Origin of the sequence: Aeromonas sp. ASNIH7 (assembly GCF_002903485.1) — a bacterium.
Classification (GTDB): domain Bacteria; phylum Pseudomonadota; class Gammaproteobacteria; order Enterobacterales; family Aeromonadaceae; genus Aeromonas; species Aeromonas caviae.
Genome location: NZ_CP026226.1, coordinates 619221 through 645159, shown reverse-complemented (window position 1 = coordinate 645159; position 25939 = coordinate 619221). Strand labels below are relative to the sequence as shown.

Annotated in this window: 21 protein-coding genes, 2 pseudogenes and 1 other annotated feature; of the genes and pseudogenes, 16 read left to right on the top strand and 7 right to left on the bottom strand. The window is 60.6% G+C overall.

Going from position 1 to position 25939, the window contains the following annotated elements:
• Positions 1-25 precede the first annotated feature (25 nt).
• Positions 26-1753 (bottom strand): bifunctional isocitrate dehydrogenase kinase/phosphatase, encoded by a 1728-nt coding sequence (aceK, locus tag C2U47_RS02845; RefSeq protein ID WP_010673586.1) that lies wholly within the window; start codon positions 1751-1753, stop codon positions 26-28.
• A 195-nt stretch (positions 1754-1948) separates the two neighbouring features.
• Between aceK and C2U47_RS02840 the strand changes: the two genes are divergently transcribed.
• The 7 genes from C2U47_RS02840 to C2U47_RS02800 all read left to right on the top strand — a co-directional run bounded on the left by C2U47_RS02840 (position 1949) and on the right by C2U47_RS02800 (position 10318).
• Complete coding sequence (locus tag C2U47_RS02840) at positions 1949-2656, top strand: tRNA/rRNA methyltransferase (protein ID WP_010673587.1); 708 nt, start codon at positions 1949-1951, stop codon at positions 2654-2656.
• Positions 2657-2724: 68 nt separating this feature from the next.
• Positions 2725-2859 (top strand) — a sequence feature (Thr leader region).
• A gap of 57 nt (positions 2860-2916) precedes the next feature.
• Positions 2917-5376: a bifunctional aspartate kinase/homoserine dehydrogenase I gene (gene thrA / locus C2U47_RS02830; protein ID WP_010673588.1), complete on the top strand. Its 2460-nt coding sequence runs from the start codon at positions 2917-2919 to the stop codon at positions 5374-5376.
• Positions 5377-5389: 13 nt separating this feature from the next.
• A complete protein-coding gene (gene thrB, locus C2U47_RS02825; RefSeq protein ID WP_010673589.1) occupies positions 5390-6370 on the top strand; it encodes a homoserine kinase in 981 nt (326 codons plus the stop codon).
• The gene (gene thrC / locus C2U47_RS02820) at positions 6367-7641 is read left to right on the top strand and encodes a threonine synthase (protein WP_010673590.1); all 1275 of its coding nucleotides are present in this window, start codon (positions 6367-6369) and stop codon (positions 7639-7641) included. Before thrB ends, thrC begins: the two co-directional genes overlap by 4 nt.
• A 124-nt stretch (positions 7642-7765) precedes the next feature.
• Entirely contained in the window at positions 7766-8188 is a 423-nt protein-coding gene (locus C2U47_RS02815) for a YybH family protein (RefSeq protein ID WP_010673591.1), read from the top strand.
• Between the two features lie 483 nt (positions 8189-8671).
• Entirely contained in the window at positions 8672-8938 is a 267-nt protein-coding gene (locus C2U47_RS02810; RefSeq protein WP_010673592.1) for a hypothetical protein, read from the top strand.
• A 399-nt stretch (positions 8939-9337) separates the two neighbouring features.
• Positions 9338-10318: an IS5-like element IS5 family transposase gene (locus C2U47_RS02800; protein ID WP_026141915.1), complete on the top strand. Its 981-nt coding sequence runs from the start codon at positions 9338-9340 to the stop codon at positions 10316-10318.
• 156 nt (positions 10319-10474) lie between these two features.
• Here the strand turns inward: C2U47_RS02800 and C2U47_RS02795 are convergent, their stop codons facing one another.
• Positions 10475-12454, bottom strand: a complete 1980-nt coding sequence (locus C2U47_RS02795; RefSeq protein ID WP_439830433.1) for a tetratricopeptide repeat protein — start codon at positions 12452-12454, stop codon at positions 10475-10477.
• Positions 12455-12598: 144 nt separating this feature from the next.
• Positions 12599-13264: pseudogene (locus C2U47_RS23715) on the bottom strand (metallophosphoesterase family protein); the annotation flags it as partial.
• A 536-nt stretch (positions 13265-13800) separates the two neighbouring features.
• On the opposite strand from C2U47_RS23715, the gene C2U47_RS02790 reads away from it, so the two are divergent.
• Entirely contained in the window at positions 13801-14139 is a 339-nt protein-coding gene (locus C2U47_RS02790) for a hypothetical protein (protein ID WP_406568328.1), read from the top strand.
• Between the two features lie 159 nt (positions 14140-14298).
• Here the strand turns inward: C2U47_RS02790 and C2U47_RS02785 are convergent, their stop codons facing one another.
• A complete protein-coding gene (locus C2U47_RS02785) occupies positions 14299-16323 on the bottom strand; it encodes a BCCT family transporter (RefSeq protein WP_010673594.1) in 2025 nt (674 codons plus the stop codon).
• Between the two features lie 298 nt (positions 16324-16621).
• On the opposite strand from C2U47_RS02785, the gene C2U47_RS02780 reads away from it, so the two are divergent.
• The 8 genes from C2U47_RS02780 to C2U47_RS02745 all read left to right on the top strand — a co-directional run bounded on the left by C2U47_RS02780 (position 16622) and on the right by C2U47_RS02745 (position 23167).
• Positions 16622-16885 carry a BufA1 family periplasmic bufferin-type metallophore gene (locus tag C2U47_RS02780; RefSeq protein ID WP_010673595.1) on the top strand — a complete coding sequence of 88 codons (264 nt, stop codon included), beginning with the start codon at positions 16622-16624 and terminating at the stop codon, positions 16883-16885.
• Between the two features lie 59 nt (positions 16886-16944).
• The gene (gene bufB, locus C2U47_RS02775) at positions 16945-17787 is read left to right on the top strand and encodes an MNIO family bufferin maturase (RefSeq protein ID WP_010673596.1); all 843 of its coding nucleotides are present in this window, start codon (positions 16945-16947) and stop codon (positions 17785-17787) included.
• Complete coding sequence (locus C2U47_RS02770) at positions 17780-18532, top strand: HvfC/BufC N-terminal domain-containing protein (protein ID WP_010673597.1); 753 nt, start codon at positions 17780-17782, stop codon at positions 18530-18532. Before bufB ends, C2U47_RS02770 begins: the two co-directional genes overlap by 8 nt.
• Positions 18529-18984 carry a DoxX family protein gene (locus C2U47_RS02765; RefSeq protein ID WP_010673598.1) on the top strand — a complete coding sequence of 152 codons (456 nt, stop codon included), beginning with the start codon at positions 18529-18531 and terminating at the stop codon, positions 18982-18984. Before C2U47_RS02770 ends, C2U47_RS02765 begins: the two co-directional genes overlap by 4 nt.
• Positions 18985-19044: 60 nt before the next feature.
• Positions 19045-19509, top strand: a complete 465-nt coding sequence (locus C2U47_RS02760) for a GNAT family N-acetyltransferase (RefSeq protein ID WP_010673599.1) — start codon at positions 19045-19047, stop codon at positions 19507-19509.
• A 202-nt stretch (positions 19510-19711) separates the two neighbouring features.
• Entirely contained in the window at positions 19712-21007 is a 1296-nt protein-coding gene (locus tag C2U47_RS23595; protein ID WP_010673600.1) for a methyl-accepting chemotaxis protein, read from the top strand.
• 144 nt (positions 21008-21151) lie between these two features.
• The gene (locus C2U47_RS02750) at positions 21152-21709 is read left to right on the top strand and encodes a DUF3332 domain-containing protein (protein WP_010673601.1); all 558 of its coding nucleotides are present in this window, start codon (positions 21152-21154) and stop codon (positions 21707-21709) included.
• Positions 21710-21793: 84 nt separating this feature from the next.
• Positions 21794-23167 (top strand): HD-GYP domain-containing protein, encoded by a 1374-nt coding sequence (locus C2U47_RS02745; RefSeq protein ID WP_029314031.1) that lies wholly within the window; start codon positions 21794-21796, stop codon positions 23165-23167.
• Positions 23168-23236: 69 nt separating this feature from the next.
• On the opposite strand, the gene C2U47_RS02740 is transcribed toward C2U47_RS02745, so the two are convergent.
• The 3 genes and pseudogenes from C2U47_RS02740 to mobA all read right to left on the bottom strand — a co-directional run bounded on the left by C2U47_RS02740 (position 23237) and on the right by mobA (position 25757).
• Positions 23237-24316: an FUSC family protein gene (locus tag C2U47_RS02740; protein WP_045523960.1), complete on the bottom strand. Its 1080-nt coding sequence runs from the start codon at positions 24314-24316 to the stop codon at positions 23237-23239.
• Between the two features lie 314 nt (positions 24317-24630).
• Positions 24631-25146 (bottom strand): annotated as a pseudogene (gene mobB / locus C2U47_RS23590) (molybdopterin-guanine dinucleotide biosynthesis protein B); the annotation flags it as partial.
• Entirely contained in the window at positions 25143-25757 is a 615-nt protein-coding gene (gene mobA / locus C2U47_RS02730) for a molybdenum cofactor guanylyltransferase MobA (RefSeq protein WP_010673605.1), read from the bottom strand. The gene mobA and the pseudogene mobB, both read right to left, overlap by 4 nt.
• Positions 25758-25939 lie beyond the last annotated feature (182 nt).

Genomic DNA, 25939 nt, shown 5'->3' with positions numbered 1-25939 from the left:
GTCCCTTTTTGTGCCTGATGCCGGGTCATCCCCCTCGCTGGAAGCGAAACCGCTTCTTGCGCCGGTAGGGATAGACATCCTCGAACATCCCCTCCTTGATGTTGCTCTGCAGCATCTTCCAGTAGTTGGCGTCGAAGAGTTCCTTGTGCAACTGCATCATGATCTCCCGCACCTGGGGTTTTTGCAGCAGGAAGGTGGCGAACTCCTCCGGGAAGATGTCGTTGGGTGCCACCGAATACCAGGGTTCGGCGCTCCACTCGTCCTCCGGGTAGCGCGGCGGCGGGATCTGGCGGAAGTTGCACTCCGTCATGTAGCAGATCTCGTCGTAGTCATAGAACACCACCCGGCCGTGGCGAGTCACCCCGAAGTTCTTGAACAGCATGTCGCCGGGGAAGATGTTGGCCGCCGCGAGCTGGCGGATGGCGTTGCCGTACTCTTCCAGGGCGAGGCGGGTCTGCTGTTCGTCCGCCTGATCCAGATAGAGGTTCAGGGGGATCATCTTGCGCTCGGTGTAGAGGTGCTTGATCACCAGCTTGTCGGCGGTGAGAGTCAGCGCAGAGGGCGCCACCGCCTTGAGCTCGGTCAACAGCTCCGGCGAGATGCGATCGAGGGGAAACTCGAAGTTGGTGAACTCCTGGGTATCTGCCATGCGGCCCACTCTATCGTGCTGTTTTACCAGCCGGTATTTCTCCTTCACCTGCTCGTGGCTCACCTCCTTGGGCGGGGTGAACTCGTCTTTTATCACCTTGAACACCACATCGTAGGAGGGGAGGGTGAACACGCTCATCACCATCCCCTTGATGCCGGGCGCGATGACGAACTGCTCCCGGCTCTGGGCCAGGTGCTGCTGGTAGTGACGATAGAGCTCGGTCTTGCCGTGTTTCTGGCAGCCGATGGCGTTGTAGATTTCATAGTCCGGCTTGCGGGGCATGATCTGGCGAAGGAAGGCCACAAAGAGCGCTGGTACCGGGGCATAGACCATGAAGTAGGCGCGGGCGAAGCCGAACACGATGGAGGCAAGCTCCGGCTCGAAGATGACGGTGTCCACATAGATGCTCTGACCGGTGCTGAGCAGGGGCAGGATGAAGGGATAGACTTCTCCCTTCACCCGGATGAGCCCCACCAGATAGGCTCCCTTGTTGCGATAGAACACCTCCCTGAGCAGCTCGATGGCGAAGGGCTCCTCGTGCAGGATGGCCGGGCCGCTCTCTGCCAGATGGCGGTGGATGTCCATGATGTCCCGCTGCTTGTCTTCGAAAGGGAGGGTGAAGCTGTAATCCCCGAGCAGCTGGCTCAGGGTCTGGGGCAGGTGGGAGAGATCGGTGCGATAGATACGCAGCAAGGATCCCAGATCAGGCTTGTCGCCCCGGCTCACGAAGGGGTGGATATAAAGGTTCTCGTCGCGGATGTTGCGATGGCGGAAGATGCGGCGATAGACGGAATTGAAGAAGGACTCCGCCACCTCGAAGTTCTCGCAGCGGGGCAGGAGATCGCTGAAGGCGCCTTTCACCTGCTTGAGCAGGGCCTGGGTCGGCAGCTGCTCCCCCATCATCTGTTTGATCTGCGCCGTGGTGGCGCCGACATGGTGATCATAGAGGCGGATGCGCTCTCGACCGGCGAGCTGCACCCCCAGCCAGTCGCTGTTCTCGAAACGGCTCTTGCTGCCCTGGGTTATCTCGAGAAAGCGGCTGTAAAACGACTCAAAACGTTGCAGGATCGTCTCGGCGACCGCCTGCTCCAATGGCTGCTGCATCTCTCTCTTCCTTGTGATCTGTCGGGCCCATGGCGTCAGTGCCCTGAGGCGGCGGACTCGCGTCCAAGGCCACTATGGCAACATCCAAACATCTGTTCAAGTGGCAATATTTCGGGATAAACGGTAGATTGCGCCCCTGTTTTGCCGACGGTTCGCCGCAGTTCGCGGCGTCGGCCTCATCCTGGAGAGAACCCGATGAAACTCTATTTTGTGCTGGTGTCGCCAGCCCGTGCCGCCAACGTGGGGGCTGCTGCTCGCGCCATGAAGACCATGGGCTTCGACGCCATGCGACTGGTGGGGAGCCGGGTGCACGAAGAGGAGGAGGCGAGCTGGGTTGCCCACGGGGCGCAGGAGATCCTGACAGACGCGCAAGCCTTCGACACCCTGGAAGAGGCCCTGGCGGACATGGATCTGGTGGTCGCCACCACCGCCCGGCAGCGCGGCCGCTACCAGCACTACCTCACCCCGGCGGACATTCGCGACCAGGTCCGGGCCAAGCCCTCTCTCGAGAAGGTGGCCATCGTATTTGGCTGCGAGGAGTCCGGACTCTCCAACGAACAGCTCGCCCAGGTGGATCTCATCAGCTACCTGCCTCTCAAGGTCTCATACCCGTCCCTGAACCTGGGTCAGGCGATCATGCTGTATGCCTATGAGCTGAGTCCGCTGCTCGATGACCAGAAAGTGAGCGACGAGCAGGACGTAGCAGAAAATTTCGAGAGTGCCGGGCAGGTTCGCGTGCTGAAATCAAAAACAGCAGAATTGCTTGGTGAACTCGGAGTTTCGCAGGATGAAAAACTGCATCAATGGGTGATGGACCGGGTGCCCATGCTGCCGCAGCGGGATCTCAATATGCTCCATCTGCTCTGCAAAGACCTTGCCCGCAAGTTTGGCAAGGAGGTTTAGGTTGACAGCCCCTCGCCGGGCGCGGTATTGCTAACAACCAGATTCGTTCAAGAGTGTTCGTCATGCAGCTATTCACCAACGTCATCACCACCACCATTATTACCGGTACCACCACAGGTGGCACTGGGGCCGGTTGATGCGCTGACGAACAAGCACAGAAATCAGAAAAAGGCCCGTACCCACCCAGTACGGGCCTTTTTTGTTGGATTGTTTTTAGACCAATTAGCAGATCAATTTGCAGGGAATACAGGGAGATAGCGATGAGAGTGTTGAAATTTGGCGGGTCGTCACTGGCCGACGCAGAGCGTTTCTTGCGGGTTGCCGATATCGCGGTGAATACCCATGGCCAATCCCAGGTGGCCCTGGTGCTGTCGGCACCGGCCAAGGTGACCAATCACCTGGTCGCCCTGGTGGAACAGACCAGTCGCGGCATGGATGCAAGCAGTACCCTGTTCGAGATCAACGGTATCTTCTCCCGCCTGCTGGCGGGGCTCAAAGCCGCCTATCCCGCGCTGGATGACAAGGCGCTGCAGGCTCGTTTGACCAGCGAACTGGATCAGGTCGAGCGGCTGATGCAGGGTATCCGTCTGCTGGGGCTGTGCCCGGACAACGTCCAGGCCCGCATCCTGAGCCGTGGCGAGAACCTCTCCATCGCCTTCATGCACGAGCTCTTGCGGGTGCGCGGCCTCGAGCTGGATCTCATCGTGCCCGAGCAGTTGCTGGTCACCGATGGCGGCTACCTCGAAGCCCATGTGGATATCGAAGCCTCCCGGGTGCGCTTCGCCGCCAAGGGCCTGCGCTCTGATTGTCTCTACCTGATGCCGGGCTTCACCGGTGGCAGCGACAAGGGCGAGACCGTGCTGCTGGGCCGCAACGGCTCCGACTATTCCGCCGCCGTCTTGGCCGCCTGCGTCGATGCCGAGTGCTGCGAGATCTGGACCGACGTGGAGGGCTGCTACAACTGCGACCCGCGCCTGGTACCGGACGCCTACCTGCTCAAAACCCTCTCCTATAAAGAGGCGATGGAGCTCTCCTACTTCGGTGCCAAGGTGCTGCACCCGAAGACCATCGCCCCCGTGGCCCAGTTCCACATTCCCTGCCTCATCAAGAACAGCTTCAACCCCCAGGGTCCGGGTACCCTCATCGGGGTCGATCAGGGGGATGACGATCTGAAGGTGAAGGCCATCTCGGATCTCTCCGGCATGTGCATGTTCAACGTCTCCGGTCCCGGCATGAAGGGCATGGTGGGCATGGCCGGTCGCATCTTCTCCGCCGTCTCCCGCGCCGGGGTCAGCATCGTGCTGATCACCCAGTCGTCCTCCGAGTACAGCGTCAGCTTCTGTATCCACAGCTACGACAGCGACAAGACCCGCAAGGTGCTGGAGCGCGAGTTTGAGCTGGAGTTCAAGAACCAGTTGCTGGACCCGCTCGAGATCATGACCGATCTGGCCATCATCTCCCTCATCGGTGACGGCATGCGCACCTCCAAGGGGATGGCGGCGCGCTTCTTCACCTCCCTGGCCCAGGCCTCCATCAACATCGTCGCCATCGCGCAAGGGTCGAGCGAGCGCTCCATCTCCGCGGTCGTGCGCTCCGGCAAGGTGGCGGAAGCCATCAAGGCGTGCCACCAGAACTTCTTTGGCAGTCAGCAGTTCATCGATCTCTTCGTGGTCGGGGTGGGCGGCGTCGGTGCGGCCCTGGTGGATCAGATTGCCCGCCAGCAGCCGGTACTGGCCGAGCAGGGCACCGGCCTGCGTGTAGTGGGCATCGCCAACAGCCGTCAGATGGCGGTCAACAAGGACGGTCTGGCCCTCGCCAACTGGCGTGAACAGCTGGTGGAAGCACAAGGCAGTTTCAGCCTGGAGGCGGTGAAGAAGCTGGTGGAAGAGAGCCACCTCATCAACCCGGTGATCGTCGATTGCACCTCGAGCGAAGCCGTGGCCGTCCAGTACGCCGACTTCCTCGGGGCCGGTTTCCACGTGGTCACCCCGAACAAGAAGGCCAACACCGGGTCGCTCGATTACTACAAGGCGCTGCGTCGCACCGCCCGCCAGACCCGCCGCAAGTTCCTGTACGAGACCAACGTGGGCGCGGGCCTGCCGGTCATCGAGAACCTGCAAAACCTCATCAAGGCCGGTGACAAGCTGCGCGCCTTCGATGGCATCCTGTCCGGGTCGCTCTCCTTCATCTTCGGCAAGCTGGACGAGGGGATGGCCTTCTCTGAGGCGACCCAGATCGCCCGCGGCAACGGCTTCACCGAGCCGGATCCCCGCGATGACCTGAACGGCATGGACGTGGCTCGCAAGCTCCTGATCCTGGCCCGCGAGGCCGGCATGGCGCTGGAGCTCTCCGATGTGGAGGTGGAGCAGGCATTGCCGCCGGGCTTTGACGTGAGCGGCGACGTGGAAGCCTTCATGTCCCGCCTGCCCGAGGCCGACGGCTGGTTCCGCGACCAGTTCGCGGCAGCCCAGCGTGAAGGCAAGGTGCTGCGTTACGTCGGCTCCATCGAGGGTGGCAAGTGCAAGGTGGCCATCAAGGCGGTGGGTGGCGACGAGCCCCTGTTCAAGGTAAAAGACGGGGAGAACGCGCTCGCCTTCTTCTCCACCTATTACCAGCCCATCCCCCTGGTACTGCGCGGCTATGGCGCAGGAACCGAAGTGACCGCCGCCGGTGTCTTCGCCGACGTGCTGCGCACCCAGAACTGGAAGCAGGAGCTGTAACATGAGTTCAGAGATGAACCCGAATGTGGAAATCGGCGGCAGCGTGGTGGCCTATGCCCCGGCCTCCAGCGCCAACCTGAGCGTGGGCTTTGACGTCCTGGGGGCGGCGCTCGCCCCCGTGGATGGCTCCCTGCTGGGGGACCGCGTCCAGGTCAAATCGGCAGAGGTGCCTTTCGCTCTCTCTTCCGTGGGCCGTTACGCCCACAAGTTGCCGGACGACCCGAAAAAGAACATCCTCCATGACTGCTGGGTCGCCTATGGCGAGGCGCTGGAGAAGCGCGGCCTGGGTCTCAAGCCGCTGGAAATGGTACTGGAGAAGAACCTGCCGGTAGGCTCGGGCCTGGGATCGAGCGCCTGCAGCGTCGTGGCGGCGCTGGAAGGGCTCAACGCCTTCCACGGCGCGCCCCTGAATGAACACGACCTGCTGCTGTTGATGGGGGAGATGGAAGGGAAGATCTCCGGCTCCGTCCATTACGACAACGTGGCGCCCTGTTATCTGGGCGGCATGCAGCTGGTGCTGGAGGAGGGGGGCGTCATCAGCCAGGGCATCCCGGTGTTTGACGAGTGGTACTGGGTGGTCTGCTACCCGGGCACCGTGGTCTCCACCGCCGCCGCCCGCGCCATCCTGCCGGCCCAGTATCGCCGCCAGGACTGCCTCACCTATGGCCGCCGGCTGGCCGCCTTCGTGCATGCCAGCTACAGCCGCCAGGAAGGGCTGGCCGCCAGCGTCCTGAAAGACGTGATCGCCGAGCCTTATCGCGCGGCCCTGATTGAAGGCTTCAACGAGGTGCGGGCCCAGGGGGCCCAGAACGGGGCGCTGGCCACCGGCATCTCGGGGTCCGGTCCCACCGTGTTCGTGGTGATGAAGGATCTGGCCCAGGCCGAACGCATGAAAGAGTGGATGGAAGCGCACTTCGTGCGCAATGAAGATGGATTTGCCCGGGTCTGCAAACTGGACATGGCCGGGGCACGGGTAACAGGAAGCGAGCTATGAATCTTTACAACATCAAGGACAAGAGTGAACAGGTGAGCTTCGCGCAGGCGGTGCGTCAGGGTCTGGGCCGCGAGCAGGGGTTGTTCTTCCCAGAGACCCTGGAGCCGCTGGCCGACGTGGATGCCCTGCTGGATCTGCCGCTGGCCGAGCGCTCGGCCCGCATCCTGAGCCACCTGCTGGGTGACGAAGTACCGGCTGCCAAGGTGAGCGAGCTTATCGACGCTGCTTTCACCTTCCCGGCGCCCCTGGTGAAGCTCAAAGATGGCACCTATGCCCTCGAGCTGTTCCACGGCCCGACCCTGGCGTTCAAGGATTTCGGCGGCCGCTTCATGGCCCAGTGTCTGGCTGCGTTCAGAACCAATGACAAGATCACCATCCTCACCGCCACCTCCGGCGACACCGGTGCCGCCGTGGCCCACGCCTTCTACGGTCTGGAGGGGATTGAAGTGGTGATCCTCTACCCCAAGGGCAAGATAAGCCCCTTGCAGGAGGCGCTCTTCTGCACCTTAGGCGGCAACATCCGCACCCTCGCCATCGACGGTGACTTCGATGCCTGTCAGGCGCTGGTCAAAGATGCCTTCGACGATGAAGGGCTCAAGACCGCCATCGGCCTCAACTCCGCCAACTCCATCAACATCAGCCGCCTGCTGGCCCAGGTTTGCTACTACTTCGAAGCCGTGGCCCAGTTGCCGAAAGCCCAACGGGCCAAGGCGGTCATCAGCGTGCCGTCCGGCAACTTTGGCAACCTCACCGCGGGGCTCATCGCCAAGGCGCTGGGGCTGCCGGTGAAGCGCTTTATCGCCGCCACCAACGCCAACGACACCGTGCCGCGCTACCTGAAAACCGGCCAGTGGGAGCCGCACCAGACGGTCGCGACCCTGTCGAACGCCATGGACGTGAGCCGCCCCAACAACTGGCCGCGGGTGGAAGAGCTGTGCCGTCGCAACGGCTGGGCGCTGGAAACCTTGGGCTCAGGGATGCGTGACGATGTCCAGACCCGCGATGCGCTCAAACGCCTCCATCAGCTGGATTACCTGTGCGAGCCCCACGGGGCGATTGCCTGGGATCTGCTGAACGAGCAGCTTGGGCAAGACGAGGTCGGTGTGTTCCTCTGCACCGCCCATCCGGCCAAGTTCAAGGAGTCGGTGGACGAGATCCTGAATCTGGATGTGCCGCTGCCGGGCCCGCTCGCCAAGCACGCCGCGCTGCCGCTCCTGTCCCACGATCTGCCCGCTGACTTTGGCCGCCTCAAGGCCTTCCTGCTCGGTTAAGCCGTCATGAGACGCTGACGATCCCCCGCTTTTTCACGAGAGCGGGGGATTTTTTTATGTCCGGTATTGATGTCCGGTATAGGGCGGGTAGCCCGCCCTATACCCCTGAAACAAGGAGCACGGCATGAGCCCGCATCCCCTTCGTACCCTGATCGAGACCTGTGACGCCGCCATCTCCCGGCGCGACTTCGACGCCCTGATGACCTTCTACGCCGAAGACGCCGCCCTGGTGGTCAAACCCGGCATGGTGGTGCGCGGCATTCCCGCCATCCGCCGCGCCTTCACTGCCATCTCCGATTACTTTGACGGTCAGCTTGAGGTGACCCAGGGGGCCATGGAGGTGATCGAGGGGGCCGACAATGCCCTGGTGATCATGGAGACCCGGCTGCGATACCCGGGCGGGGAGGGGTGGATTGATGAAACCCGGCGCGCTACCTATGTGTTTCGCAAAGAGCCCGGCGGGCAGTGGCGCTGCACGGTGGACAACTCCTACGGCACCACGCTGCTGGGGGCGCAGCAGCCCGGCGATCGGCCTGCAACCGACTAGCACAGTCACACTGGCTCGACGTAGCCAGAGTGCGTGTATAGCGTGCGTAATCAAGGCTCACCATCAAGGCCGTGCAGCCAGATAGGCTAGCCAGATTGAATAGCAAGAGCCAAGCCATGCAGGCCGGAGAACCCGAGCCGCACGCAGGGCACCGCTCTGCCTGGGAGGGGGCATCACAGCGCAGCCCACGGCGCAACTCCCCGTTTTGGTTGTGCCTCACAACCTGCTGGCAGAAAGTGCGCCGACAGTGATTGCTGCGACGTTTTTACGAATCTGGTTTGCACTTTCGTTGTTAAGCTCGCCCCTGGCAGCACAACCCTGTCTGTGGGTCATTTCCGGCTCCCCGGAGCCCGTTGACCCGGTCTGCCGTGGCTGCTAATCAGGGGACTGCTTGACACCCTTCATGGACGAGCAGAACCGCAGATGCCTCGACGGCGCGGCTTATCGACAACAACAACACCACAGTGCAGGGAGCAAACCATCATGTGGCCGTACCGAAAAATAGTGACCCAGTCCCTCAAAACCCCCCTGATGATCGCCAGGATCATGTTTTACCTGGCCCTGTTATTGGTCTTCCCCCTGCCAATGATCATGCTATCGGACTCTCCGGCGGCAGAGATCGGGCGTTTCTCTTACATCCTGGTGACGTTTCCCATCGCCATGGGGCTGATGCTGATATCGAGCCTGATGGCCATCCTCATTGCCATGGTGGAGTCGCGTAACCAGCAGCCACCCCAGGGACGGTGGTAAGAAGGTCCTTGCGTTTCAAGCCATCCAATAAAAAACCATCCCGTGCGGAATGGCTTTTGGACTTCCAAATTGGGACTCCCACCTTTTTGCCAGCAATTCGCCCAGCACTGTGGTCAACGACGATGCCATCAGCCACCGTGTTAATCCGATAGCTCCCATTTTACTCCCTTGGCATTTGTTTGGTGTCAGGCATGGCCATGTCTGAACACGCGACACTACTGGGTAAATGTCACTGGTGTACAAGGTATTTATCGGGTTCCAGAAAGATCAGTGTGTGATGAGAGATATAGCCAGCCGAGTATTGGCTGGCTCAGAAAGGTGGGTGTCCTAGGGAAGGTGCGAACAAGTCCCTGATATGAGATCATGTTTGTCATCTGGAGCCATGAAAAAGGGTTCATCATGAGTCATCAACTTACCTTCGCCGACAGTGAATTCAGCAGTAAGCGCCGTCAGACCAGAAAAGAGATTTTCTTGTCCCGCATGGAGCAGATTCTGCCATGGCAAAACATGGTGGAAGTCATCGAGCCGTTTTATCCCAAGGCTGGTAATGGCCGGCGACCTTATCCGCTGGAAACCATGCTACGCATTCACTGCATGCAGCATTGGTACAACCTGAGCGATGGCGCGATGGAAGATGCTCTGTACGAAATCGCCTCCATGCGTCTGTTTGCCCGGTTATCCCTGGATAGCGCCTTGCCGGACCGCACCACCATCATGAATTTCCGCCACCTGCTGGAGCAGCATCAACTGGCCCGCCAATTGTTCAAGACCATCAATCGCTGGCTGGCCGAAGCAGGCGTCATGATGACTCAAGGCACCTTGGTCGATGCCACCATCATTGAGGCACCCAGCTCGACCAAGAACAAAGAGCAGCAACGCGATCCGCAGATGCATCAGACCAAGAAAGGCAATCAGTGGCACTTTGGCATGAAGGCCCACATTGGTGTCGATGCCAAGAGTGGCCTGACCCACAGCCTAGTCACCACCGCGGCCAACGAGCATGACCTCAATCAGCTGGGTAATCTGCTGCATGGAGAGGAGCAATTTGTCTCAGCCGATGCCGGCTACCAAGGGGCGCCACAGCGCGAGGAGCTGGCTGAGGTGGATGTGGACTGGCTGATCGCCGAGCGCCCCGGCAAGGTAAGAACCTTGAAACAGCATCCACGAAAGAACAAAACGGCCATCAACATCGAATACATGAAAGCCAGCATCCGGGCCAAGGTGGAGCACCCATTTCGCATCATCAAGCGACAGTTCGGCTTCGTGAAAGCCAGATACAAGGGGTTGCTGAAAAACGATAACCAACTGGCGATGTTATTCACGCTGGCCAACCTGTTTCGGGCGGACCAAATGATACGTCAGTGGGAGAGATCTCACTAAAAACTGGGAATAACGCCTTAAATGGCGAAGAAACGGTCTAAATAGGCTGATTCAAGGCATTTACGGGAGAAAAAATCGGCTCAAACATGAAGAAATGAAATGACTGAGTCAGCCGAGAAGAATTTCCCCGCTTATTCGCACCTTCCCTAGATGTCGTTACTCAAGTCCCAGTAGCTCTGCCAATCCATGAAAGGTTAATTCCTCTACAGTGGGTATCCATTTTGGTAAATCGGCTTCCCGCTGTTTGTAAGCCAAGGCAGTAACCTCATTAATAAATTTTAAGGCAGCATGTGGGGATAGTTCTTGAATGTTGTGCTCTGTTGCTGCATGAGATATCTTTTTTAAGGATACACTTGTTTTTTGTTCTATATTTCGTATGGATAAGCATAATTGAGCTGATATTCCTGCAGCTTTAATAAAGTCATACCTATTGTATCTTTCAAACAGTTCATGGAATGATATGGCCAACCCGGAGAAGAACATTTCAGCATCCTTATTACTTGGTCTTCTCTGCGCTGTTTCATCAGCCATAGCAACAGCATTAAGCCAAACGCTAACAGCATGATTGCCATCATGTCCCTCACCTACGGCCCACTCGGTGAAGAATGCTCTGTCATTATCCGGTCGTGGTGCATCACGAAAAACTTTTAATGCTTGCTCTGATTGACCGGCCTTGCGAAAAAGCTGTGCTAGTTTTACACGAAAGAAAGAATCTGTTGGTGCTGACTTTAATAGAGTTTGAGCTAATCGAATTGCTAATGAAGTATTTCCGTTGTCGAAAAAGTGATCTGACAAATAACGCCATCCAGCCAAGTTAGTAATGAAATGACCTGAATGGTATAGTTCCTCAGCTGTTCCTACTAGGTCTACATATAAATCATCGAGCTCTATTCGATAAAATGTATCTGTAGCCAAAATACTCACAGCCGTCTCTGCAATAGCTCTGTGTCTGGTAAACACCATCTCAGGTGTTACATCTGCCGCTGCCTCTTTACCTAAAGGATAAAGAACCTTGGAGCGCAGAGTTGCCCTATCCTGTACACCTAAAACTTTTGATAGAATTTCCTTAGACAGAAATAGTCTATTTTCTGCATGCATTACAGATATGTATGCGAATGCATGAAGAAGGGTGTTGGGATTTCCGGATTGAATAGGCACATCACTCAATCTATTAAGTAATTTTCTAACATGATTTTTAAGTTGATCACCAAATCGTAGTTGCAATAATGCACCGAGAAATGCTCCCTCATCTTTAGATGTCTCTAATCGAGTTTCTTCAACTAGTTTTTCTACAGCTTCATCCTTAGTTAGACCAGCTAAACGACCTAAACCTTTTTCTTTGTAAGCATTCCATGCATCCACTACTCGAACTGCATCTTCGTCGGAAAGACCACGCAACTCCTCTTCATGATAACCTGTTATACGTGCCCATTGTCTTTGTGTGACTTTTGTATTTCGCCAGTCTGTGAAGCGAGAACTTAACAGAAAATGGACGTCATCTCTCCCCTCATTTTGTAATGATAGTGCAATATGATGGACTTCATTTGCAATAAGGTCTGCGTCGTCGGAGGCTATAAGCCAACGCTGATCTCCTTTTGGCAAGTCATCTATCATTTTCTTGCTTAATGTCGTCCCATCTCCTCGACAATGAACTACCTGCCAATTTTCATTAGACATCAGTACGGCCTCTATAATTTGTAAAAATGCCGTAGTTTTTCCTTCTCCACCTGCACCCAGAATCATATTAATAGTAGGTGCCCCCATTGTTATTGCCATATTCAAACGTTCAGTCATTTCATAGACAATAGTTCTACGTGGAATTTTGGGGCATAAAGCCAATCCGAAATTTGGCATACGGCCATCAAAGTAGCTAAGTATCACACTATCGTCTAAGTCGGTATCATAATTTTTTAATTTTTTTCGGGTTATCAATTCCCACCCATCAAGAGCACGTATAATTTTTTCAGCTTGATTCTGATTTTCATTTTTTTTGTTTTGTGACAGAGAGGAACCTTCAATTAAAGGTATGGCAAAACGTGTAGTGTCTCCAATTTGATATGCATTAGGAAGTGCAGAAACATTCGGTGACCACTCCTGGTGTCTATTACTCCAGCAATATGGCTCTAACTCTAACATTCGCTCTATTGCGTTCCATTCCCCCCACAACAAGCCGTTAACCCATATATCATGTTCACGAGCTTGGAATGCTGCACCACTTTGTACGTTGATGAATGGATGTCCTGCGCCCATTTCAATGTATGATTCATTTTGATGCATATGGCCGTGTAGGTAAATAACTTTATGTTTACCAAACAATGCCCTAATGGACCTACAGTCATCAATACTAAACCAGTCAATAGGATGGTGGCCAAGGACTATTTTTACATCAGCATCAGCTATAGCTTCTAAACCAGCCTCTATAATGTTTTTTCCAGGGGTCAATTGTCCTTTGTCGTGGTCATCTTCCGCAAACCAAGATGTGTTTACCCCCAGTATCCCTACATCGCAGTTTTTTATTCTTTTTCTGTATGTAAAATATGCTTGGGATGAAGAAAGCCAATCGTTACTATCCAAATATAATTGATCATGCTCTGCATAAGCACGGAAGCGGCTCATAATAGCCTGGCGCTTTGTTCTGCCCTCATCACTAGGATCAAGGAATTTCGGAGATTTTCTTTTTATTGTTTCTCTGGTGATATATTCTTCTTGTTTTCGGTCTACATCATGATTTCCTGGGACAATAAAAATCTTGCATTCTTTACCTAGATTACTCATAAGTGGCTGCAGAAAGTTCTCACCAAAATCCTCATATTCTTCCGGTTTGCCAGATTGAGATACATCCCCTGTAATAAAAACAAAATCTGGTTTATTTTTTTCCTGCACATGACTTATAATATATTTTAATAGTTGACTTTGTCCATAATTATCTTTTCCTATGTGAAAGTCAGATAAATGTAGTCATCTGATATTTTCGTGTGTTTTTTTCAAATCAATAATTCCTATATAAATGATTTACACATCACAGTGTATATTTATTCTATCGGATTAATTCGTGTGTAAATGTGGGGGCAATATTTTAAGACTTTGAATTAACCTCACGCTACCGCCCCTGGATTACAGCTTCCAATGCGCTCCATTAACCAGCGGGCGGGGCCCGGATGGTGCTGTAGGCGCCGAATGGCCAGCATATCCTCAAGCCTCATACGCAAACCAGTCAAAAGTTGACGCAACCGCAAGGAAGCGCTGGATTTTTGCGCCAGCTCACCAATCTTGTCTCTTGGTGGAGTGAGGGCGGGCAGGGGGAAGGAAGGCTGTGCGAGCACGGCGGCATTTTGTTGTCACGGGGCAGGGGGACTATAGTGCAGCGAGGCGAGGGTGCCTCGTTTGGCCCGCGTGAGTGGGGGCCAACCACAATGGATAGAACAATGGGAGTGTGACATATGAAGCGGGTCCTGATGGTGTTGAGTCTGTGTGTGACGGTCATGGGCATGGGAATGGGGGTAGCCCAGAGCGCGACCTCTGGCGCGCAGCAAGAGTGCGAGGCCCAGGCGGCGGTGAAGAAGCTGGCGGGCGCCGCCAAGACCAGCTTTGTGGGCAAGTGCGTCAAAGATGCCTCTGCCAGTGCCAAGGCAAGCCAGTGCGAGAAAGCGGCCGCCGACAAGAAGCTGGCTGGCGCGGCCAAGAACAGCTTCGTGCAAAAGTGCCTGAAGACGGACGCAGCCGCCGACAAGGCGACCCAGTGCGAGAAGGCGGCGACGGACAAGAAGCTCGCCGGGGCGGCCAAGAACAGCTTTATCCAGAAGTGCGTGAAAACCGCCTGAGCCGGTGAGGGTCTGACACCAACGCAGGTTGAGGCAGTGACGAGAAAGGGGCCCTGGGGCCCCTTTCTCTGTTGTGATGGGTCGTGGGGACAGCCCTCGCCGCCAGTGTGCCCGGCGATAAGCTCTGGGCGGGGAGCTGACTTGATCCCTGCCTGGTCATCACTCTCCCTGGGTTGGCTGGGTATGTTCGGGGGCGCTGCTCAGCAGATCCTGCCCCTCGTCCTGGCTCAGCACCAGATAGCGCTCGTACTGGCGCAAGACGTCGGCACTCAGCTCGTCCCGGGTCAGGTACTGGATGTCGTAACCGGCACGGCCATCGGCAAAATAGGTGATGGGCTCGAAGATGCGGGCCTCGGGATCGTGGTTGTGGGCCGCCTCCAGAGGGTTGAAGGCGGGGGCGGGGCGGGCCTCGATGCGCACCCCGTAGCAGAAGTCCCGGCGACCCTGCTGGGGCACCAGCAGATGGCACTGATCCGGCCCATCCTCTTCGACCCGGCTGGTGATGCCCCGGGCAGCGAACTCCTGGCTCAGGGCCGTCAGGGCGGGCAGGGCGACCTTGTCCACAAAGGCGCGGGCCTCCTGCTCGGTGGAGGGGCGCAGCAGGTGATCCATCCGGGTGCGCCACTGCTTGCCGTTCCAGAAGTCAGTGGCGGGGGAGAGGCGCCTGGCCGAGTGCTCCTTGTCTGCGACAAGGCCGCGGCAGAGTCCGAGGCAGAGCAGCACCATGATGAAGGCAAACGGCAGGGCGGCGATGAGGGTCATGGACTGGAGTGCCGCCAGTCCCCCTGTGCTCATCAGGGTACCCGCGGTGACCCCGAGCAGCAGAGCCCAGAACAGGCGCTGCCAGACCGGTGAGCCCTCCTTGCCCTGGGTAGCGATGTTGTCGATGACGAAGGCGCCCGAGTCGGCGGAGGTGACGAAGAAGACGCTGATGAGGATCACTGCGAGGGCCGAGGTGATGTCCGCTCCCGGCAAGAGGTCAAAGAAGTTGAACAGCAGGGTGTCGATGTTGCCGACCGAGTCGATGAGGCTTGTGCCCCCCTCATGCTGGCTGGCCCAGATGGCGGCGTTGCCGAACACCGTCATCCAGAGCAGGTTGAAGGCGGTGGGCACGAACAGGACGCCGAGGATGAATTCGCGCAGGGTGCGTCCGCGGGAGATGCGGGCGATGAAGAGACCGACGAAGGGGGACCAGGAGATCCACCAGGCCCAGTAGAGCAGGGTCCAGTTGCCGAACCAGCCCGCCTGGCGGGTCTCGCTGTAGGTGAAGGTGCGGAAGGTGAGCTGGCTTAAAGAGGAGACATAGTTGCCAATGTTCTCCGAGAGGGCTCCCAGCAGGTACTGGGTGGGGCCGGCCACCAGCACGAACAGCAGGAGCACGATGGCGAGAAAGAGGTTGAGCTCGGAGAGGCGCTTCACCCCCTTGTCGAGACCGGTGACCGCCGAGATGCCGGCGAGGGCGATGACGACCCCGATGAGGCCGAAGCGAAACAGCTCCCCCGAGGTGTCCATGCCGGTGAGGCGGGTGATCCCCGCCGAGAGTTGCATCACGCCATAGCCCAGGGTGGTGGCGATGCCGAAGATGGTGCCCACCAGGGCGAAGACATCCACCGCGTGGCCGAGCGGCCCGTGGATCTTCTCCTTGAAGATGGGATAGAGGCCGGAGCGGATGGTCAGGGGCAGGTTGTAGCGAAAGCCGAAGTAGGCCAGCACCAGGCCGACGATGGCGTAGATGGCCCAGGCGTGAAAGCCCCAGTGGAAGAAGGTGGTGACCATGGCCTCGCGGGCGGCCACCTGGGTCAGTGGCGTCGCCTGGGGCGGGGAGACGAAGTGACTCATGGGCTCGCCCACCCCGAAATACATGAGCCCTATCCCCATGCCGGCGGCGAACAGCATGGCGAGCCAGGAGGTGAAGCTGAACTCCGGGCGGGCATCGTCCGGCCCGAGGCGAATGTTGCCAAAGTGGCTGAAGGCGATCACCAGCAGCAGGATCAGGAACATGCCGACCACCAGCACATAGAACCAGCTGAAGTGCTGGGCTATCCAGCTCTGGCCGCTGCCAAAGAAGCGGGCGGCGGCCTCCGGGGCCAGGGAGCAGATGGCCAGCAGCGCCAGGATAAAGAGCAGACCCGGGATGAAGATGGGCAGCGACAGGGTGCATCTGGGGGGACGGGGAGCGTTCATGGGACACCTTTGGGTGGAAGGACTCAAGACACTATAGGCCCCTCGGGTGCAAAGCAGACAAGGGGTGGACGGCGAGTGACGGGGTCAACGGCCATGAACACCATGGGGGAGGCACTCGTCGCCCTGTTTTTTTAATCGTATTTTATGTCTTTAAATCAGATGGTTACTGCTTTCTTGTTTGTTAATAGCGAGTTAGTGCCGTTTTTTGGGAAATCTTTTCCCCCCTCGTCCGGTTCTATTGAACGTAGCCGGATGAGATGCGCCGGAGACATCACTCTCGACAACAAGGAATAGAGACATGAACGTGAAAAAAAGTACTGCCATCGCCTCTGCCATGACGGGTCTGCTGGCCCTGGGTGCCCAGTTCATCGCCGCGCCGGCCATGGCTGCGGATGACAAGGAGAAGTGCTACGGCGTGGTCAAGGCGGGCAAGAACGATTGCGCCACCAAGGGCGGATCCTGCGCCGGCACCGCCAAGATGGATGCCCAGGGGGATGCCTTCGTGGTGGTGCCCAAGGGGCTGTGCGAGAAGCTCGCTGGCGGGTCCCTGCAACCCAAGTAAGCCGCATGCCATGGTGTGGCGCCCGCCACATCATGGCCCTATCTATTGAGAGCCCAGCCATGAACCCCTTGATCGGTATCGGTTTACGCCCCCCGCACTACGACGAGATCCGCCACACCCTGCCCGGAGTGGGCTGGCTTGAGGTACACAGCGAAAACTACTTCGAGCGCCACAGCCAGGGCTTCGAGGTGCTGGCGGAGCTTGCGAGGCACTACCCCGTGAGCCTGCACGGAGTCGGCATGTCGCTGGGCTCCGCCGATCCTCTCGATGCCGGGCACCTGCGCCAGCTGGCGGCCCTGGTGGCGGCCATCTCGCCGGTGCGGGTGTCGGAGCACCTGAGCTGGGGAAGTATCGGCGGGCGCTATTTCAACGATCTGCTGCCCATGCCCTACACCCGGGCCGCTCTTTTGCACATGAGCGACAAGATAGATCGGGTGCAGCAGACACTGGGCAGACAACTGCTGGTCGAGAATCCCTCCTCCTACCTGCAACTGGCGGGGGAGATGGGGGAGGCCGAGTTTCTGGCCGAGCTGGTTGAGCGCAGTGGCTGCGGCGTCCTGCTCGATCTCAACAACCTCCATGTGAGCGCGGTCAATCACGGCCTGGAGGTGGACGACTATCTGGCGACTATCGACCTCGACACGGTCGGCGAAATTCACCTGGCCGGTTTTACCGAGAAGCACCTGCCCCAGGGGCCCCTCTATATCGACACCCACAGCTCCCCCGTGGCCGAGCCCGTCTGGGCGCTCTACGAGCAGGTCTGCCAGCAGCGCGCCATCCCCACCCTGATTGAATGGGATCTGGCGATCCCCCCGCTGCCGGTGCTGCTGGGAGAGGCGCAGCGTGCCAGCGAGATCCTGAGCGCGGCGCAGCAAACATCCAGGGAGGCCGCCCATGTGTGAGCTTGCTTCCCTGCAACGCGCTTTTGCGAGCGGTCTGCTCGGCCAGGATGATGCCATCCTCGGGCACATCCAGCCGGGACGCTTTGCCCCCGACGCCCTGTTGCAGATCTATCGCAACAACTTCATCCTCGGCCTCACCGAGGTGCTCGCCAGCAGCTACCCCGCGGTACGCGCCATGGTTGGCGAGACCTTCTTTGAGGCGGCGGCACGAGGGTTCGTGCTGGCGGCACCTCTGGAGGAGGGGAGCGTCATGGACTACGGGGAGGGCTTTGGCGACTGGTTGGTACGCTTGCCCACCACGGCCGCGTTGCCCTGGCTCGGGGATCTGGCCCGCTTCGAGTGGGGGCTGGAGCGGGTTTCGCTGCTTGCGCCAGAGACGCGGCGCTGGCCTGCCGAGCGGCTTGCCGCCATGACCCCTGAGCACTGGGAGCGGTTGGTGCTGCATCCTGCCTGCGATCTGCAGCTCCTGGAGAGCCCCCATCCGGTGCTGGCGCTCTGGCAGATGGCCCTGCACGGCGGTGAGACGGTCAGGGAGCTGGATGCTGTCTGCTCCCTGGCACTGAAGAAACGCCCCGGACACCGGGTCGACCCCATTCCCCTGGATGCCGCAGCCTGGTGTCTGCTGCAAGGCTGCCTGCAGGGCAGGCCGCTGGCCAGCCTGCTGGCTCAGGATCCCGCCATGGCCGAACACCTGGCCCCCCTCATCACCCTCGACCTGCTGGTCGATCTGGAGCTTGCCCCATGACAACGCAAACCCTTGCCAGGCCCCTTGGCCCCCTTGTTGAACGCATCTTGCCCTGGTGCAGCGGTGGCCTGTTGCTGCTTGCCAGGCTCTGGGTCGCCACCATTTTTCTGCGATCCGGATGGCTCAAGTTAACGGCCTGGGACAGCACCTTCTATCTGTTCGAGTTCGAATATCAGGTGCCCCTGCTGCCCTGGCAGTGGGCGGCCTATGCGGGCACGGCGACCGAGCTGTTGCTGCCCCTCTTCCTGCTGGCGGGCCTCTTCACCCGTCCGGTCGCCTTGCTGCTGTTTGGCTTCAACGCCATGGCGGTCATCTCCTACCCGGCCCTCTGGGCGGGAGGCTTTCACGATCACCAGTTGTGGGGCTGGATGCTGCTGACCCTGGCCGTGTGGGGGGCGGGCCCCCTGGGGCTCGACAGCTGGCGCCTTGCCCGTCGCTCGCCTCCGGCGTAAGGTGGCCGCACACGAGCCCTGCCTGACTGACGGGCGGGAAAGGAATGTAAAGGAGAAGAGATGAAGGTACGCGAGGCCCTGGCGGCCGATATTCCTGCCCTGACGACACTGCGCATGGCGCTCTTTTGCGAGGTGGGGGAACTTGCCCGGCCCGATGAGGATCCGGTCCTCAGGGAGGCGACGCAGGCCTACTTCATTCAGGCGCAGGAAGAGGGCAGCGCCCGTAGCTGGGTGGTGGAGGAGGAGGGCGAGGTGGTGGCGTGCGCCACCCTGGCACTCTTCGTGCGCCCGCCCTACCCGGGCAATCTGGCGGGGCGGGAAGGGTACCTGCTCAACATCTACACCCGGCCGGCCTGGCGCAGACGGGGAATGGCGAATGCCCTGCTGGTGGCCATGGTGGCGTATGCCCGCGAGCAGCAACTGGGCAAGCTGTGGCTCCATGCCAGCAGTGATGGGCGCGCTATCTACGAACGGTTCGGCTTTGCCGGCAATCCCGCCTGCCTCGAGTGCGTACCTGGCCGTTAGCCTCCTCTTTTTCTGCACCGAGTTGATCCTCTTTCACAAGGGCTGCGTACTGGGAGCCCTTGGCGGCATCGCCGCTTTTCTATACACTGCGCGCTCCATTCGTTTCAGTCGTCCGACCACTTATGTCGGCGCTGGCGGTGCCGATACCCTCTGTGGGTGAGGCCGTGGTGCCCATGGGGATGGTCAACGAGGAAGAAGTGTCATGTTCAATCAGAAGCTCAAAGCGCAGTTGCAGGCATGTCAGACCCGGCTCGACGAGGAGCAGGGCATCATAGAGGCGATCAAGGCGGGTGCCGCCACCGTCATCTTCAGCCCGGAGGGGATCATCCAGGAGGCGAGCCCCCCTTTCCTGGCCCTGATGGGATATGGTGCCGCCGAACTGATTGGGCAGCCCCACAGCCAGCTCTGTCCGAGGGCCTGGGGGGAGTCCGGTGACTATCGCCAGTTCTGGCGGCGTCTCGCTCAGGGGGAGGTGCAGTCAGGCACCTTCGAGCGCGTGAACCGGCAGGGGGAGACGCGCTGGCTGGAGGCGACCTATTTCCCGGTGAAGCACCAGGGCCGGGTGACTCGGGTACTCAAGATTGCCAGCGACGTCACCGAACAGCACCAGCGGCTTGGGCGGCTCGAGGCGCTGACCGAGGCACTGGACCGCTCCCGGGCCATGATCGAGTTCACCCCGAACGGCGACATTATCCATGCCAATGCCAACTTCCTGAGCGTCATGGGTTACACCCTGAGTGAGATCGCGGGCAGGCACCACAGGATCTTCTGTGACGAGGCCTTTCTGCGCGAGCAGCCCCGTTTCTGGGAAGAACTGGCCCGGGGTCAGTTCAAATCCGGCCTCTTCATGCGCCACAACAGCCGGGGGCAGGCCGTCTGGCTGGAGGCGACCTACAACCCCATCCGGGATGGCAGCGGCAAGGTTGTGCGGGTGGTGAAGTTCGCCAGTGACATCACCGCGCGCATCGAGCAGAACCACGCGACCCGGGAGGCCGCCCGCCTGGCCCACAGCACCGCCCAGGAGACCCTGCACAGCGCAGAGGAGGGGGCGGGCTTGCTGCGCGCCGTGGTGCAGACCTCTTCCCTCATCGCCTCCCAGGTGGATGAGGCCATCGCCCTCATCGGCCAACTCAACGAGCAGTCCAGAAGCATCGAGGCCATCGTCTCGACCATCAGCGCCATCGCCGATCAGACCAATCTGCTGGCCCTGAACGCCGCCATCGAGGCGGCGCGGGCAGGGGAGCAGGGGCGCGGGTTTGCGGTGGTGGCGGACGAGGTGCGCCAGCTGGCCGCCCGCACGTCGCTCTCTACCGACGAGATCGCCAGGGTGGTGCAGAAGAACCGCGAGCTGACCGCCAGGGTGACCGACGACATGGCCGGGGTGGCGGGCAGCGCCGAACTCGGCAAGCAGCAGATCGCCGGGGTGGACAAGCTGATGAGCGAGATCCACCAGGAGGCGGACAGGGTCTCCCAGACGGTGTCTGCCCTCTCCATCTGAGGGGCTGACCGCAAGATTGCCAACAGAGTGAGCGATCGGACGGCCAGGCTGAACCCTGGCTGTATGACGCCCCCCTTCGTCATTGTGCCGCCCGGCCCCCTTGTTTAGGCTGCCGCCTCCTTTTTATTGAGCAGGTAGACAACAATGGCAGTACGACAGAGAGGAAGGGCACTGGCCCTGCTGCTGGGAGTGGGGGCGAGCCTGGGGCTCGGTGGTTGCATGGGTCAGATGGGCCTCTCTTCCATGGTGACCAAGGGCAACCTCAGCGTGGTGGACAACCGCTACGGCCGTGCCGGCGTCTTCGTGCTGCTCTCCCCCGTCTATGGCCTGGCAGCCACGGCGGATCTCTTCGTGTTCAACACCATCGAATTCTGGTCCGGCAAGAACCCCATCACCGGCAAGGCGCCCGCCCTGGTGGATCAGAAGAGCGATGCGATCATCAAGGTGAACCAGCACCTGGATCCTGCTCTCAACCAGGTGCCGCTGGCCCTGCTGCCCCAAGGGGTGCGCGAGGTACAGGTGAGCTACCCGGACGAGCGCACCGCCCAGATGGAGATCCACTACATCGACGGTCAGCGCAGCCTGATGCGGGGAGAGATGCGCGGGGAGCGACTGGATCTCTATCTGGACGACAGACTGGTCTCGACCCTGAGCCGCGAGCAGCGCGATGCGGCGGCAAGTCGGGGAGCGGTGCAGGCATAATTTGTCGCGCCCCTGATCCTTTACTCCCAACAAATGCTATACATGCCTGCGGGCAAGTACGCCCCGATGTAGAGGGAGTGGGCTATGACGGTAAATGGATTGCGTTTGGCAGAGCTGATTGGTTCTCTCAGCCATGCCCTGGACATGACGGAAGGGCAGCCGAGAGGCCACTGCATCCGCTGCTGCTGGATAGGCTCTCGTCTGGGGGAGCAACTGGGACTGGATGCCCGGCAGCGCCACGACCTCTACTACACCCTGTTGCTCAAGGATCTGGGGTGCAGCAGCAATGCCGCCCGCATCTGCGAGCTCTATCTCACCGACGATCTTCACTTCAAGCGCGACTTCAAGCTGGTGGATGGCTCCCTCTCCGAGGTGGTCAACTTCGTGCTGGGCCACACCGGCTTGCAGGCGGATCTGCTGGGCCGTTTTCGCAGCCTGTTCCACATCTTTCGCAACGGGGATCAGATAGCCAACGAGCTGATCCTGACCCGCTGCCACCGGGGGGCGGACATCGCCCGCCAGTTGCGTTTCAGCGACGAGGTGGCCCAGGGGATCCTCTCCCTGGATGAGCACTGGAGCGGCAAAGGGCGGCCGCAACAACTGGCGGGAGAGGCCATCCCGCTCTTCTCCCGCATCGCCCTGCTCTGTCAGGTGGTGGACGTGTTTCACGCCGCCGCCGGGCCGGACGCGGCGATGAGGGAGCTGCGCGAGCGCAGCGGCAACTGGTTTGATCCCGCCCTGGTCAAGGCCTTCGAGGCGCTGGCCGACGACGCCTTCTGGCAAGGACTGGCGGATCCCGCGTTGGCGGAGCGGGTCTTCGCCCACCCGGCGGGGCAGGGGGAGGTGGCGCTGGATGAGGATTATCTGGACGAGATAGCGGCGGCCTTCGGCCAGGTGGTGGACTCCAAGAGCCCCTATACCGCGGGGCACAGCGGCAGGGTGGCGCTCTATACCGACATCCTCGCCGCCCAGATGGGGATGTCCGAGCCGCGGCGACGCTGGCTCAAGCGGGGTGCCCTGCTCCACGACGTGGGCAAGCTCGGGGTGAGCAACGCCATCCTCGACAAGCCGGGCAAGCTTGACGAGCAGGAGTGGGCGGCGGTGCAGATGCATGCCGCCTACACCGAGGAGATCCTGAGCCGCATCGGCGCCTTCGAGGAGCTGGCCCAAGTGGCTGGCGCCCACCATGAGCGACTCGACGGCAAGGGCTACCCCAAGGGGCTCAAGGGGGAAGCGATCACCCTGGAGACGCGCATTATCACCACCGCCGACATCTTCGATGCCATCACCGCCAAGCGTCCCTATCGGGATGCCATCCCGGTGCCACGTGCCCTGGAGATGATGGCGGAAAACCTGGGCACGGCCATCGACCCCGACTGCTTTGCCGCCCTGAAGGCGGGGATAGAGGACTTTTCCCTCTACCTCACTCCGGAGCAGCCCCTGGCTCGTGCAAGCTAAGAAGCGAGCCCGAGACAAACAAGCCCCGCATCGGCGGGGCTTTTTTGTGGGCGGTTGCAGGCGGCGCGATCAGGGGCGGGCCGAGGGCTTGGCATAGGGTTGCAGCACCAGCCCCAGCAGGCGATGGAGGTGGGCGAGCTGCTCGATGAGATGGAGATTGAGCCAGAGGTAGCCGCCAAGGGTGGGGTCGTGTCCCTGGCCTGGCGCCTGGCTTGCGTCCCCATCGAGCCTGGCGGCGGCCTCTTGCAGGCGGCCGATGGCCTGGTCGGCCGCCGTGGTATCGCCGCTCTTGAGCATGAGGGCGAGTTCGGTGAGCACCGACTCCGTCGCCTGCTGGCAGGCGCGAAGCCCCGGGTGGCTCTGCATCAGGAAGTGGCTCTGACGATCCCGCCAATAGGTGTTGGCCAGCATCTCCAGGGTACAGACGCTGTTGCGAAGGGTGGTCTGGGTCGCCTCGAACAGCGGGCTGCCAAGGCGGGTCTCCTTGACCGCCGGGGCCAGCAGGGGGCGCAGGCTGACTATTTTGGCGAGCAGGCGGGCATGGCTTCGGGTGAGCTTGGGGCGCTCCAGCACGTTGGGGGAGAGGTGGGTGTGGTAGAGCCGCCCGGCCTGCTGCAGGGTGTCGTGCATCTGCAGACGCCAGTGGGTATAGGCCCGCTGGGGGTAGATGCTGCAAAACAGCAGTGCCAGCACCGATCCCAGGATGACGTCGCCGCTGCGCCAGAGCGCGGTCTCAATGTCCCCGGGCACCCCGCCGACGATGACCCCCAGGGTGATGCCGATGAGCAGCCCCACATAGGGGCGCTTGCCGAGCGCCAGGTAGCCGCACAGGAACATGATGGCGCAGCACCAGGCCAGCATCAGGGGCAGGGAGTAGAGCTCCAGATAGAGGGCCACCACCCCGCAGGCGGCGCCAAAGACGGTGCCCACCACCCGTTGCAGGGCGCGCGACAGCACGTTGCCCCAGAACGAGATGGGGCCCATCACCACCACCAGGGTGATGAGGGGCCAGGTGCTCTCCGGCAGCTTGAGCTCCCGGGTCAGCAGGAAGGTGAGGGTGAAGGCCAGGGCGATGCGCAGGCCGTGGACCAGGCGGTAGCGGCCATAGATGAGCAGATCGAAGCGGGAGAGCGGGGCATTGAGGCGCAAGGGCGTTCTCTTATCTCGGGTCAGGGTTGTGAGGATAGCAAGGGGGACGGCATTCGCCTTGACCTGCGTCGTTTCTCCGGTTCATGGGGGCGCACCTGTCGGCAGGCGCACCATGACCCGCTCGCCGGGGGAAGGGCCGCGCTACCCGGCGCCCGTTCGATGCGGCAGTTGGCACTGTCGTGGCCCCCATCCACCGGGCGCACCAGCAGGGTGCCCGCCTCGTCCTGACTGAGCAAGCCGGGCACAACGCCCTGCTCTGCCGATGGGGGCAGGGCCGCCAGCAGCCGGGCGCAGAGGCGAAGGGGCGGCGGGGCCTGACGGGGGGCGTGCGGGGGCAACCGGGCGCAGATGAAGTCGGCGATGGCCTCCAGATCCTCGAAGGGGAACCGGGGCAGGGTCGTGGCCTGGGGGGCGTCGCTCACGAGGGCGACGATGTCAGGATCATCGGGGAAGAGCAGGGGCCGGCCGATGGCGGCGCGATACAGCTCCACCTTGGGAAAGCGCCTGTGCTTGAACCCCTCGACCAACAGCAGATCCAGGGCGCTCGCATCGAAGCGGGCCAGCAGCGCCTCGAAGGGGGGCTCCCCCTCCGGGGTCTCCCGGATCAGGGCGTGGCGCCGGTCGGAGGCCGCCATCACCTGGGTGGCGCCCGCCTGGCGCAGGCGGTGGCTGTCCTTGCCGGGCTGGTCCATGTCAAAGGCGTGATGGGTGTGCTTGAGCACCCCGAGGCGCAGACCGCGCGCCACCAGGCGCGGGATGAGGCGCTCCAGCAGGGTGGTCTTGCCGGTGCCGCTCCAGGCGACGAAGCCGAGCAGGGGCAGGGGGCTCATGGCGCGCCCCCTTCCCGCAGCCTCGCCTCCCAGGCGGCGAGTTCGGCCGGGCTGTTGAGGTTGACGAAGGCGTCGGGCAGATCGGCAAAGGGCACTACCGCCATCCGGTGGCGGGCAAACCAGGCTCCGGTCTTGCGCTCCCCGTCCGCCAGCGCCTGGCTCAGGGAGGGGCACAGGGCGCGACGCAGCAGGGCGACCACGGGCTGGAGGTGCTCCCCGTCGTGGGCCACCACCAGATCGGTGTCCGGGGTGATGGCGGCGCGAAAGCGGGTCATCAGATCAAGGGGCAGGGCGGGGCCGTCACAGGGGACGAACAGCACCCAGTCGTGACGGGCCGCCGTCAGCCCCGCCAGCATGCCGGCCAGCGGCCCCTGGAAGTCGGCCTGCGCATCTCCGATGACGGGAGCAAGCTGCCGGTAGCGAGCCTGGCTGCGGTTGGCGTTGATCAGCACCTCGTCCACCTGGGGGCGCAGGCGGGTCAGCACGTGTTCGATCAGGGGAGTGCCCGCGAGGGGCACCCAGCCCTTGTCATCGCCCCCCATGCGGGTGGCGCGACCGCCCGCTAGGATGACGCCGCTGACGAGAAAAACGGGGGAAGAGGAAGGGGTCATGGTGCTCCGTTGCTCGCAAAGGGATGCCCACAGGGGCGTGTCGGGATCTTGCGCCAAGGCGGGCGCGGGAGCAACCTTCGGCTGCCCCGGTAAAGGCGCCTTTGGCCGCAGGGTTTGTCCAAGCTCACAAAACCGGATCGGCAAACGTCATATGATCCCCAGCATTCTGAGCCTTGCTCTCC

Excerpts from the sequence above, each read along its gene's own strand:
- aceK (WP_010673586.1), bottom strand. The coding sequence starts at position 1,753 with ATGCAGCAGCCATTGGAGCAGGCGGTCGCCGAGACGATCCTGCAACGT.
- C2U47_RS02840 (WP_010673587.1), top strand. The coding sequence starts at position 1,949 with ATGAAACTCTATTTTGTGCTGGTGTCGCCAGCCCGTGCCGCCAACGTG.
- thrA (WP_010673588.1), top strand. The coding sequence starts at position 2,917 with ATGAGAGTGTTGAAATTTGGCGGGTCGTCACTGGCCGACGCAGAGCGT.
- thrB (WP_010673589.1), top strand. The coding sequence starts at position 5,390 with ATGAACCCGAATGTGGAAATCGGCGGCAGCGTGGTGGCCTATGCCCCG.
- thrC (WP_010673590.1), top strand. The coding sequence starts at position 6,367 with ATGAATCTTTACAACATCAAGGACAAGAGTGAACAGGTGAGCTTCGCG.
- C2U47_RS02815 (WP_010673591.1), top strand. The coding sequence starts at position 7,766 with ATGAGCCCGCATCCCCTTCGTACCCTGATCGAGACCTGTGACGCCGCC.
- C2U47_RS02810 (WP_010673592.1), top strand. The coding sequence starts at position 8,672 with ATGTGGCCGTACCGAAAAATAGTGACCCAGTCCCTCAAAACCCCCCTG.
- C2U47_RS02800 (WP_026141915.1), top strand. The coding sequence starts at position 9,338 with ATGAGTCATCAACTTACCTTCGCCGACAGTGAATTCAGCAGTAAGCGC.
- C2U47_RS02795 (WP_439830433.1), bottom strand. The coding sequence starts at position 12,454 with ATGTTAGAGTTAGAGCCATATTGCTGGAGTAATAGACACCAGGAGTGG.
- C2U47_RS02790 (WP_406568328.1), top strand. The coding sequence starts at position 13,801 with ATGGGCATGGGAATGGGGGTAGCCCAGAGCGCGACCTCTGGCGCGCAG.
- C2U47_RS02785 (WP_010673594.1), bottom strand. The coding sequence starts at position 16,323 with ATGAACGCTCCCCGTCCCCCCAGATGCACCCTGTCGCTGCCCATCTTC.
- C2U47_RS02780 (WP_010673595.1), top strand. The coding sequence starts at position 16,622 with ATGAACGTGAAAAAAAGTACTGCCATCGCCTCTGCCATGACGGGTCTG.
- bufB (WP_010673596.1), top strand. The coding sequence starts at position 16,945 with ATGAACCCCTTGATCGGTATCGGTTTACGCCCCCCGCACTACGACGAG.
- C2U47_RS02770 (WP_010673597.1), top strand. The coding sequence starts at position 17,780 with ATGTGTGAGCTTGCTTCCCTGCAACGCGCTTTTGCGAGCGGTCTGCTC.
- C2U47_RS02765 (WP_010673598.1), top strand. The coding sequence starts at position 18,529 with ATGACAACGCAAACCCTTGCCAGGCCCCTTGGCCCCCTTGTTGAACGC.
- C2U47_RS02760 (WP_010673599.1), top strand. The coding sequence starts at position 19,045 with ATGAAGGTACGCGAGGCCCTGGCGGCCGATATTCCTGCCCTGACGACA.
- C2U47_RS23595 (WP_010673600.1), top strand. The coding sequence starts at position 19,712 with ATGTTCAATCAGAAGCTCAAAGCGCAGTTGCAGGCATGTCAGACCCGG.
- C2U47_RS02750 (WP_010673601.1), top strand. The coding sequence starts at position 21,152 with ATGGCAGTACGACAGAGAGGAAGGGCACTGGCCCTGCTGCTGGGAGTG.
- C2U47_RS02745 (WP_029314031.1), top strand. The coding sequence starts at position 21,794 with ATGACGGTAAATGGATTGCGTTTGGCAGAGCTGATTGGTTCTCTCAGC.
- mobA (WP_010673605.1), bottom strand. The coding sequence starts at position 25,757 with ATGACCCCTTCCTCTTCCCCCGTTTTTCTCGTCAGCGGCGTCATCCTA.